This window comes from Burkholderia sp. 9775_39 (genome assembly GCF_015712225.1).
GTDB lineage: Bacteria > Pseudomonadota > Gammaproteobacteria > Burkholderiales > Burkholderiaceae > Burkholderia > Burkholderia cenocepacia.
Map to the genome: position 1 here is coordinate 35903 of NZ_JACCQC010000035.1, position 14345 is coordinate 50247.

Below are 14345 nucleotides of genomic sequence, written 5' to 3' on the forward strand. Positions count from 1 at the left end.
GCCGCACCATGTCATCTTCCTGTCACGTCGCGTTTCGCGCGACGCCACGCACCGCGCGCGAGCGTGCGGGCGATGAAGTGATCGCAGCCGTGTACCGCCATTCGAACGATTAAAGCAACGGAAGCGAATTCAACCGGCGTTGCGCCGGGCTTCGATGACTTCAACCACCACGCTAGACGGGAGACCACCCTTGAAGAAGATTTCCGCGCCGTTCGCGGCGGCCGCGCTCGCGGCCTGCACGCTACTGGCGGCCGTCCACCCGGCCGCTTGCGCGGCCTTGGCCGCCGAACCCGCGATCGACGCGCATTACGGCGCCGTGATCGAGGCCTACACGCAGGACATGGCCGCCGCGAAGACGAAGTACGACGGCAAGCGCCTCGCGTTCGTCGGCGCCGTGATCCGGATGGGCGGCGACCCGGGCGGCACGTACTTCGGCGCGCTGACGGCCGACGGCGAGCAGTTCGACACGCATTTCGACGTGGCCGACCAGGACGCGTTGAAGCCGAAATTTCCCGGCGGCGAGATCAAGCCGTTCGTCACGTCGGCGGCGTTCCGCTTCAGTTGCGTGAACGAAGGCTATATCGATGCGCCGGTGCTGCCGGGGTTGAAGCTGTCGCATTGCCGGCTCGCCGATTGAGTCGAGCGATGGGCGGGGGCCGGCGTGCGAGGGTCGAGCCTGCTCGGGCTGCAGCAGCAATCGCTCGATCACGCGCCGGGCGCGATCTTTTGATTGATGGCCGGGCAGGATGGGCCATCGATCGTTTCCAGTATGATGATTGGCACGCCGCGTGCGCGGATTTACAGATCGAGTACCAGCAGGTCGGTTCGCGATCGCGAGCAGCACGGCATGAACTGGTCGCCGGCTGCTTTTTCCTCGTCGGTCAGATACGCGTCGCGATGATCGGGTTCGCCTTCGAGCACGCGGGTCACGCACGTGCCGCACACGCCTTGCTCGCACGACGTCAGCACGTCGACGCCGTGCGCCGCCAGCGCCGCGATCACCGTGCATTCGGCCGGCACGTCGATCACCTTGCCGCTGCTCGCGATCCGCACCTGGAATGCGCGATCGGCGCCGGACGACACGACCGCGCCGCCGAAGAATTCGTAGTGCAGCCGCGTTTCTCCCCAGCCGCGCTCGCGTGCGGCGTTCAGCACCGCATCCATGAAGCCGCGCGGGCCGCATACGTACAGATGCGTGCCGTCGGGCGCACCCGCCAGCACGGTAGAGAGATCGAAGCGTTGCGCGGGATCGCCGTCGTCGACGTGGAAGCGGACGCGATCGCGAAACCCGGCCGCGTTGATCCGCTCGACGAAGGCCATGCGATCGGTCGAACGCGCGCAGTAATGCATGTCGAACGGGATGCCGGCCGAGCACAGCCGTTCCGCCATGCTCAGAATCGGCGTGACGCCGATCCCGCCGGCGAGCAACAGATGGTGTGGCGCATCGGACGCGAGCGGGAATTGATTGCGCGGCAGGCCGATCTGCACGGTATCGCCTTGCCGGACTTCGTCGTGAATCGCGCGCGATCCGCCGCGGCCGTCGGCCTCGCGCAGCACCGCGATCTGATAGCGATCGCGCTGCTCCGGGTGGTTGCACAGCGAGTACTGGCGCACGAGCCCGCCCGGCAGATGCACGTCGATATGCGCGCCGGCGTCGAAGCGCGGCAATGGCGAGCCGTCATCGCTGACCAGTTCGAAGCCGCAGATGTCGCGCGCTTCGTGCCACTTGCGGGCGACCCGGACCGTCAAGGTCGCGTCGCTCATGACGCCTCCCGGGCGTGCGCGACCGGAATCACGGGCCGCTGCGGGCGCGCCGCGTTTTCTTCCGCGAGCAGCCGGTCGATCACCTTGCGCGACAGCACGCCGCCGGCGTCGATGTTGAGCTTGAGGAGCGTGCGTTCGGGCCACTGCTCGAGATTGCGCTGCTGTCGCTCGAGCATCTCGAGATCCTCCGCGAAGATCTTGCCCTGGCCTTCGCGGATCTCGGCGGTCAGCGCGCGATCGTCGGGCCGGAAGTTGCGCGCCATCCCCCAGAAGTACCAGATCGACGTGTCGGTCTCGGGCGTGATGAAGTCGACCACGATCGACGACGCCTTCTTGTCCGCCGGCGCATCGTAGCCGCCGTGGCCGGCATGCGCGACGCCCACTTCGATCATCACGTGGCTCGGCGGCGTGAAGCGGCAGATCTGCCAGCGGTCGACCGGCACGTCGTCGGCGAGCCCGTTGCCGCGCAGCGCCATCCGCCAGAACGGCGGCGGCATCACGTTCTCCATGAAGCGGCTCGTGACGACTTCGTCGCCGTGGCTCGTCGTCTTCGGCGGCGCTTCGTCGATTTCCTTCTGGCCGATGCTCGACGCATGCACATAGGTCTCGTGCGTGAGGTCCATCAGGTTGTCGATCATCAGCCGGTAGTCGCAGCGGATGTGATACAGGCCGCCGCCGTGCGCCCAGGCCGGATCCTCGGCCCAGGCCAGCGCCGGCAGTTTGGCGGGATCGGCTTCGGACGCATCGCCCGGCCAGACCCACACGAAGCCGTACCGCTCGACCGCCGGGAAGCTGCGAATCGACGGAAACCCGCCGACCCGCTGGCCCGGCATGCCGGCCGTCTTGCCGTTGCAGCCCATTTCGAGCCCGTGATAGCCGCACACGAGCACGCCGTCGCGCACGAAGCCGAGCGACAGCGGCGCGCCGCGGTGCGGGCAGAAATCCTCGAGCGCGGCGACCTGGCCGTCCGTCGCGCGGTAAAGCACCATCGATTCGTTGCAGATCTTGCGGCCCAGCGGCTTGCCGTCGATCTCGTCAGGCGTGCACGCCACGTACCACGCGTTCTTGAGAAACATGTTCCTTGTCTCCTTCGGGACGGTGCCGCCGGGGATGCGGCCCGATCTTAATTCCGTGTACTGAATGAGATTCAGTGTACTCATTGAGATTGGCGGAAACAAGGCGAGCGGTATACTGGTTTTCCCGCGAAATGGCGCGAGGCAGCGCCATGCCGACGGCGCGCGCAACCGGCGCGCACCGCCTATGTCATCGACTCATTCATGGAAAAAACGACTCCCGCCGACCTGCCGGCTTTCCCGATCGACCTGTACGACGAACCCGGGCACCTGATCCGGCGCGCGCACCAGATCGCGGTCGCGATGTTCTACGAGAAGCTGGGCCGGGACGTGACGCCCGTGCAGTACGCGGTGCTGCGGATGCTGTACGAGAATCCGGGGCTCGATCAGGTGACGCTCGCGCAGCGGGTGGCGCTCGACACGTCGACCACGGCCGATCTCGCGGTGCGGCTCGAAGCGAAGGGATTGATCGTGCGCGAAGTGCTGCCGCGGCGTCAGCGGCGCCTGCTGTTGACGCCGGCGGGCGTCGAGCTGCTCACCCACTTGATTCCGTCGGTGACGGAGTTGCGGGCCGGGCTGTTCGACGGGATGGGCGACGACGATTCGCAGGAACTGATGCGCCTGTTGCGCAAGTTCGTGCATTTGAACAACGAGCAGAGCCGCGCGCCGCTGCGGGTCAGCGAGGATTCGTAGCGGCTGCGCACCGGTGCTCCGCCCGACCGCAGAGAAGCCGCGGCGGGGCAGCGGGCGTGCCGCCCACCGGCGTCACCCGCGTGACGCTTGCCCTTCCAGCCGCCGCACGGCTTCGGCCACTTCGTTCCTGAAGCGCACGAGCGCCGCCTGTTCCGGCGCCGGCGGCTGCACGGCGGCCCACAGCATGTCGATCAGCTGCGTGGCCGTCGTTTCCGTATCGAGCTTGCGGTGCCCGAGGATCGCATCCCACAGCACGTGCTCCATCGGCCCGAACACCATCGAGCGCAACAGGCTCAGCGGCAGGTCCGCGCGAACCTGCCCGGCCGCCTGGCCGCGTGCGAGCACGTCCATCAGCGGCGCCGTGTAGCGGCGCTGCAGCGCGGTGAGCTCGTCGCTCAGTGCGTGCTGTTTCGCGCGGCCTTCCGACAGCACCAGCGCGCACAGCCCCGTGCCGTTCACGAGCATCAGCCGCAGGTGGGTGCGCACGATGAACGCGAACTGCTGCTGCACCGATGCCTCCCGTGGCATCCCGTGTTCGAACGCGGCGATGATTTCGTCGTACCAGTCCGCGATCACGCGCGCGCACAGCTCGCGCTTGCCGCGGAAATAGCTGAACACCGTCGCCTCCGACACCCCCACGCGCTGCGCGATTTCGGCGGCCGTCGCATGCTCGTAACCTTTTTCGGCGAACACGTCACGGCCGGCGCGCAGGATGTCCTGCACGCGCTGCTGGGATTTGCGCCCGGCGGGTGCGCGCGGCGCATCGGCGCGGTCGGCTTTGGCGGTGGCGGTCATGGTGTCGGCGGGAGCGGCTGTCATGCTCGCATCATATCTGAGTATCACTCAAAAAACTATTGACGCCGAGCCCGGCGAAGCGCGAAACTGTGCAAAATTTCCGCTGTATTGGTCAATGAATCGGCGTATTCATTCGATTTGAGCGAAACTCAGAAATCGGTGAGTGCGACACACTTTCTGGAGACGGAGGAGACATGATCAACCTGCCCGGCGTGCAATTCATGCTCGGTGAAGACATCGAGATGCTGCGCGACGCCGTCGCGACGTTTGCGGCGAAGGAAATCACGCCGCGCGCGGCGGAGGTCGACCGCACCGACCAGTTTCCGATGGATCTGTGGAAGAAGTTCGGCGATCTCGGCGTGCTCGGCATGACCGTCTCCGAGGAATACGGCGGCGCGAACATGGGCTACACCGCGCACATGGTTGCGATGGAAGAGATCTCGCGCGCGTCGGCGTCGATCGGCCTGTCGTACGGCGCGCATTCGAACCTGTGCGTGAACCAGATCCATCGCAACGGCACCGAAGCGCAGAAGCAGAAATACCTGCCGAAGCTCGTGTCGGGCGAACACATCGGCGCGCTCGCGATGAGCGAGCCGAACGCCGGCTCCGACGTCGTCAGCATGAAGCTGCGGGCGGACAAGCGCGGCGACCGCTACGTGCTGAATGGCACGAAGATGTGGATCACCAACGGCCCCGATTGCGACACGCTGGTCGTCTACGCGAAGACCGATATCGAAGCCGGCCCGCGCGGCATCACCGCATTCATCGTCGAGAAGGGGATGAAGGGCTTCTCGGTCGCGCAGAAGCTCGACAAGCTCGGCATGCGCGGTTCGCACACGGGCGAGCTGGTGTTCCAGGACGTCGAAGTGCCGGAAGAGAACATCCTCGGCCAGCTCAACGGCGGCGTGAAGGTGCTGATGAGCGGCCTCGACTACGAGCGTGCGGTGCTGTCGGGCGGCCCGACGGGCATCATGGCCGCGTGCCTCGACGCCGTGGTGCCGTATATTCACGACCGCAAGCAGTTCGGCCAGGCGATCGGCGAATTCCAGCTGATCCAGGGCAAGGTCGCCGACATGTACACCACGTTCCAGGCGTGCCGCGCATACCTGTATGCAGTGGGCCGCCACCTCGACTCGGCGGGCAGCGACCACATTCGCCAGGTGCGCAAGGACTGCGCGGGCGTGATCCTCTACACGGCCGAGAAGGCGACGTGGATGGCCGGCGAGGCGATCCAGATCCTCGGCGGCAACGGCTACATCAACGAATATCCGGTCGGCCGCCTGTGGCGCGATGCGAAGCTGTACGAGATCGGCGCCGGCACGAGCGAGATCCGCCGGATGCTGATCGGCCGCGAGCTGTTCGCGGAAACGATGTAACGCCCCACGTCACGCGAACGGAGCCTTGTCGATGCCGATCATCGAATCGAAACTGAACCCGCGTTCGGAAGACTTCCGCGCGAATGCCGCCGCGCTCGAGGCGGTCGTCGCCGACCTGCGCGCGAAGATCGAACAGCTCGCGCAGGGCGGCGGCCAGGCCGCACGCGACAAGCACCTGTCGCGCGGCAAGCTGCTGCCGCGCGACCGCATCGCGCAACTGCTCGATCCGGGTGCGCCGTTCCTCGAGTTCTCGCAGCTCGCCGCGAACGGCATGTACAACGACGACGCGCCGGGCGCGGGCGTGATCACCGGGATCGGCCGCATCGCCGGCCGCGAATGCGTGATCGTGTGCAACGACGCGACGGTCAAGGGCGGCACCTACTACCCGATCACCGTGAAGAAGCACGTGCGCGCGCAGGAGATCGCCGCGGAAAACCGGCTGCCGTGCGTGTATCTCGTCGATTCGGGCGGCGCGAACCTGCCCAACCAGGACGACGTGTTTCCCGATCGCGATCACTTCGGGCGCATCTTCTTCAACCAGGCGACGATGTCGGCCGCGGGGATCGCGCAGATCGCCGTCGTGATGGGCTCGTGCACGGCCGGCGGCGCCTACGTGCCGGCGATGAGCGACGAATCGATCATCGTGAAGGACCAGGGCACGATTTTCCTCGGCGGGCCGCCGCTCGTGAAGGCCGCGACCGGCGAGGAAGTGAGCGCCGAGGATCTCGGCGGCGGCGACGTGCATACGCGCCTGTCGGGCGTGGCCGACCATCTCGCGCAGAACGACGCGCATGCGCTGTCGATCGCGCGCAACATCGTCAGTCACCTCGCGCCGAAGATCGCGCCGCCGGTCGCGCTGCGCGAGCCGAAGCCGCCGCGTTACGACGCGAAGAGCCTGTACGGCGTGATTCCGGTCGATACGCGCAAGCCGTTCGACGTGCGCGAGGTGATCGCGCGCATCGTCGACGATTCGGAGTTCGACGAATTCAAGGCGCGCTACGGCACGACGCTCGTCACCGGTTTCGCGCACATCTGGGGCCATCCGGTCGGGATCGTTGCGAACAACGGCATCCTGTTCTCCGAATCGGCCGTGAAGGGCGCGCATTTCATCGAGCTGTGCTGCCAGCGCAAGATTCCGCTCGTGTTCCTGCAGAACATCACGGGCTTCATGGTCGGGCGCAAGTACGAGAACGAAGGCATCGCGCGGCATGGCGCGAAGATGGTGACCGCCGTGTCGAACGCGAAGGTGCCGAAGTTCACGGTGATCATCGGCGGCTCGTTCGGCGCCGGCAACTACGGGATGTGCGGTCGCGCGTTCGGCCCGCGTTTCCTGTGGATGTGGCCGAACGCGCGCATCTCCGTGATGGGCGGCGAGCAGGCCGCGTCGGTGCTCGCGACCGTGCGCCGCGACGGCATCGAGGCGAAGGGCGGCGCATGGTCGCCGGAAGAAGAGGAAGCATTCAAGCAGCCGATCCGCGACCAGTACGAACGCCAGGGCCATCCGTATTACGCGAGCGCGCGGCTGTGGGACGACGGCGTGATCGACCCCGCGCAGACGCGCGACGTGCTCGGGCTCGGCCTCGCCGCGTCGATGAACGCGCCGATCGACGACACGCGCTTCGGCGTGTTCCGCATGTAACGCCCGGGAGGACTGACCGATGCGATACGAAACGATCAAGGTAAGCGAAGCCGGCCGCGTGGCGACCGTCACGCTCGCGCGTCCCGACGTGCGCAATGCGTTCAACGAGACGACGATCGCCGAGCTGACCACCGCGTTCGAATGGCTCGACGCGCACGAAGGCGTGCGCGCGGTCGTGCTCGCCGCGGAAGGTGCGGCATTCTGCGCGGGCGCGGACCTGAACTGGATGAAGAAGATGGCCGGTTACTCGGACGACGAGAACCGCGCCGATGCGCGCAAGCTCGCGCGGATGCTCGAAGCGATCCATCGCTGCGGCAAGCCGGTGATCGCGCGCGTGCATGGCGATGCGTATGCGGGCGGCGTGGGCCTCGTCGCGGCGGCCGACATCGCGATCGCCGCCGACGGCGTGAAATTCTGCCTGTCGGAAGCGCGGCTCGGGCTGATTCCCGCGACGATCGCGCCGTACGTCGTGCGTGCGATGGGCGAGCGCGCGGCGCGCCGCTATTTCACGACGGCCGAAGTGTTCGACAGCGCGCGTGCGGCGTCGCTCGGCTTCATTCACGATGCGGTGCCGGCCGACGCGCTCGACGAAACGGTCGCGAAGCTGGCGGCGACGCTGGTCGCGAACGGCCCCGACGCGGTGAAGGCGTGCAAGCGGCTCGTCGCCGACGTGGCCGGCCGCGCGCTCGATGCGACGCTGATCGAGCAGACCGCCGACTGGATCGCGAAGACCCGCGCCGGCGCGGAAGCGCGCGAAGGGATCGCGTCCTTCCTCGAAAAGCGTACGCCGTCGTGGCGTGAATGATCGCGTGACCTCAACCTTCCGGACGACATCGAAGCCATGTTCGACAAGATTCTGATCGCCAACCGCGGCGAAATCGCGTGCCGCGTCGCCGCGACGTGCAAACGTCTCGGGATCGCGAGCGTCGCCGTCTATTCCGACGCGGATGCGAACGCGAAACACGTGGCCGCATGCGACGAGGCCGTGCACATCGGCGGTTCGGCCGCGGCAGACAGCTACCTGCGCATCGAGCGCATCATCGACGCCGCGCGTGCGACCGGCGCGCAGGCGATTCACCCCGGCTACGGCTTTCTGTCGGAGAACGAGGATTTCGCGCACGCATGCGAAGCGGCCGGCATCGTGTTCATCGGGCCGCCGGTCGACGCGATCGCGGCGATGGGCTCGAAGGCCGCCGCGAAGGCGCTGATGCACGCGGCCGCCGTGCCGCTCGTGCCCGGCTATCACGGCGACGACCAGGATGCGGCCAACCTGCATCGCGAAGCCGACGAGATCGGCTACCCGGTGCTGCTGAAGGCGAGCGCGGGCGGTGGCGGCAAGGGGATGCGCGTCGTCGAGCGCTCCGAGGACTTTCCCGCGGCGCTCGCATCGTGCCAGCGCGAAGCGGCAAGCAGCTTCGGCAACGATCGTGTGCTGATCGAGAAATACCTGACGCGCCCGCGCCACGTTGAAGTGCAGGTGTTCGGCGACACGCTCGGCAATACCGTGTACCTGTTCGATCGCGACTGCTCGGTGCAGCGCCGTCACCAGAAGGTGCTCGAGGAAGCGCCGGCGCCGGGCCTGCATGAGGACGTGCGCCAGGCGATGGGCGAAGCGGCCGTCGCGGCCGCGCGCGCGGTCGGCTATGTCGGCGCGGGCACCGTCGAATTCATCATGACGGGCGATGCGTTCTACTTCATGGAAATGAACACGCGCCTGCAGGTCGAGCATCCGGTGACCGAGATGGTCACGGGGCTCGATCTCGTCGAATGGCAACTGCGCGTCGCGTCCGGCGAGCCGCTGCCGCTGAAGCAGGAGGAACTGCGCGTGCGGGGCCATGCGCTCGAGGCGCGCCTTTACGCGGAGAATCCGGCGCGCGGCTTCCTGCCGTCGACGGGTACGCTGAAGCATCTGCGGCTGCCGGCCGGCGTCGAGTTCGACATCGGCGCGGCGGTGCGCGTCGACAGCGGCGTGCGCGAAGGCGATGCGATCACGCCGTTCTACGATCCGATGATCGCGAAGCTGATCGTCCACGGCGCGGACCGCGCGGAAGCGCTGGGGTTGATGCTGCGTGCGCTGCGCGCGTGCGAAGTGGTCGGCCTGCATACGAACGCGGCATTCCTGCAGCGGATCGTCGCGTGCGAGCCGTTCGCGACGGCCGATCTCGACACCGGCCTGATCGAGCGCAACCACGATGCGCTGTTCGCGCCGCGACAGCCGCCGCGCGCGACGCTCGCGCTCGCTTGCGCGGCGCTGCTGGCACGCGAACGCGCTGCGGCGCCGGCCGCATCGCCGTGGGCCGCGCTGCCCGACTGGCGGCTGAACGGCGGCTATCGCCGCACGCTCGAGTGGCATGCAATCGATCGCGAAGCGGACGTGACGGTCACGTACGAGGACGACGGCGCCGGCGCGCGCATCGCGATCGGCGACGCGGCCGCGCAACCGTTCGCGTGGACGCGCGGCGCCACGCCGCTCGATTTCGACGTGACGCTTGGCGACGTGCGCAGCAGCGGCCGCGTGTATGCGGACGGCGACACGTTCCATGTGTTCACGCAGGGCGCGGCCGAAACGTTCGAATGGCGCAACCTGCTCGCGCATGCGGGCGACGCGGAGCAGGGCGGCGGCCGCCTGACCGCGCCGATGCCCGGCAAGGTGATCGCGGTGCTGGTCGAGCCGGGCCAGAAGGTCGAAGCCGGCACGCCGCTGATCGTGATGGAAGCGATGAAGATGGAGCACACGATCGGCGCGCCGAGCGCGGGCGTCGTCGCGGAAGTGCTGTACGGCGTCGGCGACCAGGTCGCGGACGGCGCGCAGTTGCTGATGATGGCGGAAGGCTGATCGGCAGCGTTGCTGCCATACGCGGGCCGGTTGCAGCGGCGGCCGGCCCGCAAGAAAGCGCGTCGCGATTCGCCGTGTGTTCGTCGTCGCGGCAGCACGGCTGCGGTATCGAGCACACGCGAAGCAGTACGCGCGGCCAACGAAAATCTTTCGAACGACTTACGGTCTTCGTCGTTCCTGCCATCTCTCTTCGTGCCGCGCGCGGCACGCCCCTCGATCTTCCCGCCACTCGACACCGTCGTGTAACAAGTCGAACATAGCATCTCGGCGTCGATATGACCGGCGCGGGGTTCGCGTCCGCGTCACGTCATCATCCTCACGGAGAACCGTTATGCGAACGTCGGCCCTACGGCCTTTCGCAGTCGTCGGTCTGATCGCGCTGACCGCGCTGCTCGGCGCTTGCAACGACGACCTGACCGCACCCGCCGCGCCCGTCGCGCAGCAGAAGGCCGCGTGCGGCGGCGCCGTGGTCGCCACCGCGCAGATGCGCTGCCCGCCGGGCTTCACCGCGCCTGCTTCGTCGCCCGCTTCCTGATACCGGCCGTTTCCACCAGAAAACCCATCAAGAGCAACCAGCATGGCCACTCATTCGCGACGCGATTTTCTGAAGTTCTCGGCCGGCCTCGCCGGCGCGACCGCCGCCACCGCACTGCTGCCGGAATCGATCCGCAAGGCGCTGGCGATCGAGCCGAACACCGTGACGGGCACGATCCAGGACGTGCAGCACATCGTTGTGTTCATGCAGGAGAACCGCTCGTTCGACCACTACCTCGGCCACCTGAGCGGCGTGCGCGGCTACAACGACCGCTTCCCGGTCACGCTGCCGAACGGCAAGCCGGTGTGGTTCCAGCCGCGCCAGGAAGACAAGTCGAGCGTGATCGCACCGTTTCGCTACGACACGACCAACCCGGGCGTCAACGCGCAATGCATCGGCGGCCTGCCGCACACGTGGGCGACGACGCACGGCGCGATCGACAACGGTCGCGCGGATCAGTGGGCCGTGCAGAAGTCGAACATGACGATGGGCTATCACGTTCGCGACGACATCCCGTTCCATTACGCGCTCGCGGATGCGTTCACGGTGTGCGACAACTACTTCTGCTCGATTCCGGGCAACACGCACCCGAACCGCATGTACCTGATGACGGGCATGGTCGATCCGCTCGGCACCGGCGGCGGCCCGCTGCTCGACAACACCGACTACATCGACAACCAGTTCGACAAGATCCAGTTGCCGCCCTTCAGCTGGACGACCTACCCGGAACGCCTCGAAAAAGCCGGCATCTCGTGGCAGATCTATCAGCAGGGCACCGGGTTCGACAACTTCACCGGCAACTACGGCACGAACATGCTGGCGTGCTTCAACAACTTCGTGAATGCGCCGGCCGGTTCGTCGCTGCAGACGCGCGGGATGAGCACGCGTCCGATCACGCAGCTGAAGGCCGACGTGCAGGCGAATGCGCTGCCGCAGGTGTCGTGGCTGCTGCCGCCCGCCGCGTATTCGGAGCATCCGAAGTTCACGCCGCTGTATGGCGCGTACTACCTGTCGACGATCCTCGATGCGCTGACGTCCAACCCGGACGTGTGGAGCAAGACCGTCCTGCTGATCATGTACGACGAAAACGACGGCTTCTTCGACCACGTCGTGCCGCCGTCGGCGCCGACGCTGCCGGGCTCGGGCATGAGCACCGTGGACGTGTCGCTCGAGCGGCACAACGTCGTGACCGCCACGCAAGCCGGCACCTATACGGCCGACAACCTGCCGTACGGGCTCGGTCCGCGCGTGCCGATGTTCGTCGTGTCGCCGTGGTCGAAGGGCGGCTTCGTCTGCTCGCAGGTGTTCGATCACACGTCGGTGCTGCAATTCATCGAGAAGCGCTTCGGCGTGGTGGAGACCAACATCTCGCCGTGGCGCCGCGCGATCTGCGGCGACCTGACGTCGGCGCTCGACTTCTCGAAATCGGATGCGACGCTGCCGACCCTGCCGAACACGCAGGCATATGTCGCGCAGGCCGACCTGCAATGCTCGCGCGCGTCGTCGCAGACCGCGCCGGCCAGCACCGCGCAGCAGGTCCTGACCGCGCAGGAACCGGGCACGCGGCCGGCGCGCGCGCTGCCGTACGAGTTGCATGTCACCGGCCAACTCCAGGCACAAGGGTATGCGCTGACGTTCGCGAATACCGGCACGCAGGGCGCGCACTTCTGGGTCTATACGGGCGACCCCACCGCGATGCCGCGCCGCTATACGGTCGAAGCGGGCAAGCAACTGACCGATACGTGGGCGCTCGATGCGAACGGCAACTACCTGGTGAGCGTGTGGGGGCCGAACGGTTATTTCCGGCGCTTCGCGGGTTCGGCGGCGGCGGATGCCGCGGCCAAGCCTGAAATCACACCGTGCTACGACACCGCGAACGGCGACGTGTACGTGACGATCGCCAATGCGGGCACGAGCCCGCTCACGGTCACGGCGACCGATGTCGCGTACGGCGGCGCGGCGCGCACGCTGACGGTTCCGGCCGGGCAGCGTATCGAAGCGCACTGGGACCTGTCGTGCAGCAGCCACTGGTACGACCTGCAGTTCGCGGTGGCGGGCAATGCCGGCTGGACGCGCCGCATCGCGGGGCACGTCGAGACCGGCAAGGCCAGCATCACCGACCCGGCGGCCGTCGCGCCGACGATCACGGCGATCTGACGACGGTAACCGATGCGACGACGGGCCGGCCGGTTGCAACCGGCCGGCCCGTCGCGTTTGCCAATCGATGATGTCGCGGCGGAAGCGTCAGGGCAGCAGCCCGTCGTCGTGCGCCATCATCAGCGCCCGCATCGCGGACCACATGCCGTAGTAATGCACGACGTAGCTGTCCGCACGGCGAAACAGCCAGGGTGTGTTGAGGCTCACGAGGTCGGTCACGCCTTCGCCGTGCAACTGCCCGTCGCGCTCCATCGCGCGAATGAAATGCAGCTGGTCGCCGTCGCTCGCATAGACGCTCGAGCGGTCGTGCAGCGCGGCGATCGCCGTCATCAGGTCGCGCAGCATCGCGTCGTTGCGTTCGGTACGGCGAAACGCCATCACGCCCGAATTGAACGCCCACTGGCCGATATCCTGCGCGAGCAGCCAGTCGCGCCCTGCGAGCAGCGGTTCCAGCGGTTGCTGCTGGTTCGCGATCAGCACGTCGGCATCGAGCCACACGACCCATTCGTGGTGCTGCAGGTACGCGTGCAGCAACCACGGCTTGAACCAGTTGCCGGTCGCGTTCAGCCCGATCTCGGCGGGAATGTCGCGATGCACGTAGAGCGTGTAGCCGTGCGCATCGCAGTAGCGCCGGAAATTCCGTTCGGCGACGCGTGCATAGCTGCCGATGTTCGGCGTGTACAGCATCATCAACGCGATCGGCCGGCCGGGGTGGTACGTGGTGCGCTCGGCGCGTTCGTCCGGCGTGACCGCCGCATCGTGATCGAACGAGAACATCGGCCGGCCGGCGGCGCGGCAGCGATTGACGTAGGCGACGAGCGTGTCGCGAAAGCGCGGCGTCGCGCCTTTGCGTTCGGGATCGCGCGGCGTGTCGTCGATGCTGATCGCGAACGTCGGTTCGCGGCTCCACATCGGATCGAGGTCGGGGCCGGACGGCATGACCGCGTACAGCCCGTCGATCGGCGTCATGTAGCCGTGCGTATCGAGATCCGCGAACAGCGCGGCTTCCGACGTCAGCCTCGGCTCGCTGCCGAGCTTGCAGCGCTGCACGAGCCGCATCACGATCGCCCGCACGTCCGGCGTGTTGCGCCAGATCTGCACGTCGACTTGCGGCAGCGGCGACGCGAACGCGTCGACGAACAGCGTATCGCGCCCCGCCATCAGACGATCGAGCGCGACGGGTTGGATGATCGCCGCGTCTTCGCTGAGCAGCAGCACGAGTTCGCCGGGTTGCGCGCCGCGCAGCACGTGAAGCAGCGATTCGTAGCGATGCAGCGGTCGCAACGGCAGCGCCTGCGGCATGCCGCAGGCGTCGACGATCTCGTGGCGATAGCCGTGCACCTGCGCGTACCAGCGGTGATTCTCGAGACTCGCGGGCGCGGGCTGGCTGAAATGGCTGACGACGATCATCGTGCGCTCCGGACGCCGGGACGCATGCACACGATCCGCGCGGTGCGCTTCAGCGCGGCACCCGATC

At 67.3% G+C, this 14345-nt stretch carries 12 protein-coding genes; 8 read left to right on the forward strand and 4 right to left on the reverse strand.

Annotation, left to right across the window (positions count from 1 at the left end; all coding sequences use genetic code 11):
- Window positions 1–190: 190 nt before the first annotated feature.
- The gene (locus tag H0X90_RS31405; RefSeq protein ID WP_006483235.1) at window positions 191–637 is read left to right on the forward strand and encodes a hypothetical protein; all 447 of its coding nucleotides are present in this window, start codon (window positions 191–193) and stop codon (window positions 635–637) included.
- A gap of 161 nt (window positions 638–798) precedes the next feature.
- On the opposite strand, the gene H0X90_RS31410 is transcribed toward H0X90_RS31405, so the two are convergent.
- Together H0X90_RS31410 and H0X90_RS31415 are read right to left on the reverse strand one after the other, a co-directional pair.
- Window positions 799–1764, reverse strand: coding sequence for a PDR/VanB family oxidoreductase (locus H0X90_RS31410; RefSeq protein ID WP_077190169.1), 966 nt, complete (start codon window positions 1762–1764; stop codon window positions 799–801).
- On the reverse strand, window positions 1761–2840 hold the full coding sequence (locus H0X90_RS31415; protein WP_062884967.1) for an aromatic ring-hydroxylating dioxygenase subunit alpha: 1080 nt from the start codon (window positions 2838–2840) through the stop codon (window positions 1761–1763). Before H0X90_RS31415 ends, H0X90_RS31410 begins: the two co-directional genes overlap by 4 nt.
- A gap of 201 nt (window positions 2841–3041) precedes the next feature.
- Here H0X90_RS31415 and H0X90_RS31420 point away from each other — a divergent pair, with 201 nt between their 5' ends.
- Complete coding sequence (locus H0X90_RS31420) at window positions 3042–3530, forward strand: MarR family winged helix-turn-helix transcriptional regulator (RefSeq protein ID WP_006483226.1); 489 nt, start codon at window positions 3042–3044, stop codon at window positions 3528–3530.
- Between the two features lie 72 nt (window positions 3531–3602).
- On the opposite strand, the gene H0X90_RS31425 is transcribed toward H0X90_RS31420, so the two are convergent.
- Complete coding sequence (locus H0X90_RS31425) at window positions 3603–4349, reverse strand: TetR/AcrR family transcriptional regulator (RefSeq protein ID WP_006493419.1); 747 nt, start codon at window positions 4347–4349, stop codon at window positions 3603–3605.
- A 170-nt stretch (window positions 4350–4519) separates the two neighbouring features.
- Between H0X90_RS31425 and H0X90_RS31430 the strand changes: the two genes are divergently transcribed.
- The 6 genes from H0X90_RS31430 (at window position 4520) to H0X90_RS31455 (ending at window position 12868) form a co-directional block, all read left to right on the forward strand.
- Window positions 4520–5701 (forward strand): isovaleryl-CoA dehydrogenase, encoded by a 1182-nt coding sequence (locus tag H0X90_RS31430; protein WP_006480547.1) that lies wholly within the window; start codon window positions 4520–4522, stop codon window positions 5699–5701.
- Between the two features lie 31 nt (window positions 5702–5732).
- Window positions 5733–7340, forward strand: a complete 1608-nt coding sequence (locus H0X90_RS31435) for a carboxyl transferase domain-containing protein (protein ID WP_048987838.1) — start codon at window positions 5733–5735, stop codon at window positions 7338–7340.
- A 19-nt stretch (window positions 7341–7359) separates the two neighbouring features.
- Window positions 7360–8145, forward strand: coding sequence for an enoyl-CoA hydratase/isomerase family protein (locus tag H0X90_RS31440; protein ID WP_006483238.1), 786 nt, complete (start codon window positions 7360–7362; stop codon window positions 8143–8145).
- A gap of 36 nt (window positions 8146–8181) precedes the next feature.
- The gene (locus tag H0X90_RS31445; RefSeq protein WP_006483240.1) at window positions 8182–10176 is read left to right on the forward strand and encodes an acetyl/propionyl/methylcrotonyl-CoA carboxylase subunit alpha; all 1995 of its coding nucleotides are present in this window, start codon (window positions 8182–8184) and stop codon (window positions 10174–10176) included.
- A gap of 331 nt (window positions 10177–10507) precedes the next feature.
- Window positions 10508–10711 carry a hypothetical protein gene (locus H0X90_RS31450; RefSeq protein ID WP_006483229.1) on the forward strand — a complete coding sequence of 68 codons (204 nt, stop codon included), beginning with the start codon at window positions 10508–10510 and terminating at the stop codon, window positions 10709–10711.
- A 42-nt stretch (window positions 10712–10753) separates the two neighbouring features.
- Entirely contained in the window at window positions 10754–12868 is a 2115-nt protein-coding gene (locus H0X90_RS31455; protein ID WP_077190168.1) for a phosphocholine-specific phospholipase C, read from the forward strand.
- 87 nt (window positions 12869–12955) lie between these two features.
- On the opposite strand, the gene H0X90_RS31460 is transcribed toward H0X90_RS31455, so the two are convergent.
- Entirely contained in the window at window positions 12956–14278 is a 1323-nt protein-coding gene (locus H0X90_RS31460; RefSeq protein ID WP_060264405.1) for a galactosyl transferase GMA12/MNN10 domain protein, read from the reverse strand.
- Window positions 14279–14345 lie beyond the last annotated feature (67 nt).

What these genes read in the sequence shown, in the direction of transcription:
- H0X90_RS31410 (WP_077190169.1), bottom strand. Translation starts at nt 1,764, where the DNA reads ATGAGCGACGCGACCTTGACGGTCCGGGTCGCCCGCAAGTGGCACGAA.
- H0X90_RS31415 (WP_062884967.1), bottom strand. Translation starts at nt 2,840, where the DNA reads ATGTTTCTCAAGAACGCGTGGTACGTGGCGTGCACGCCTGACGAGATC.
- H0X90_RS31420 (WP_006483226.1), top strand. Translation starts at nt 3,042, where the DNA reads ATGGAAAAAACGACTCCCGCCGACCTGCCGGCTTTCCCGATCGACCTG.
- H0X90_RS31425 (WP_006493419.1), bottom strand. Translation starts at nt 4,349, where the DNA reads ATGACAGCCGCTCCCGCCGACACCATGACCGCCACCGCCAAAGCCGAC.
- H0X90_RS31430 (WP_006480547.1), top strand. Translation starts at nt 4,520, where the DNA reads ATGATCAACCTGCCCGGCGTGCAATTCATGCTCGGTGAAGACATCGAG.
- H0X90_RS31435 (WP_048987838.1), top strand. Translation starts at nt 5,733, where the DNA reads ATGCCGATCATCGAATCGAAACTGAACCCGCGTTCGGAAGACTTCCGC.
- H0X90_RS31440 (WP_006483238.1), top strand. Translation starts at nt 7,360, where the DNA reads ATGCGATACGAAACGATCAAGGTAAGCGAAGCCGGCCGCGTGGCGACC.
- H0X90_RS31445 (WP_006483240.1), top strand. Translation starts at nt 8,182, where the DNA reads ATGTTCGACAAGATTCTGATCGCCAACCGCGGCGAAATCGCGTGCCGC.
- H0X90_RS31450 (WP_006483229.1), top strand. Translation starts at nt 10,508, where the DNA reads ATGCGAACGTCGGCCCTACGGCCTTTCGCAGTCGTCGGTCTGATCGCG.
- H0X90_RS31455 (WP_077190168.1), top strand. Translation starts at nt 10,754, where the DNA reads ATGGCCACTCATTCGCGACGCGATTTTCTGAAGTTCTCGGCCGGCCTC.
- H0X90_RS31460 (WP_060264405.1), bottom strand. Translation starts at nt 14,278, where the DNA reads ATGATCGTCGTCAGCCATTTCAGCCAGCCCGCGCCCGCGAGTCTCGAG.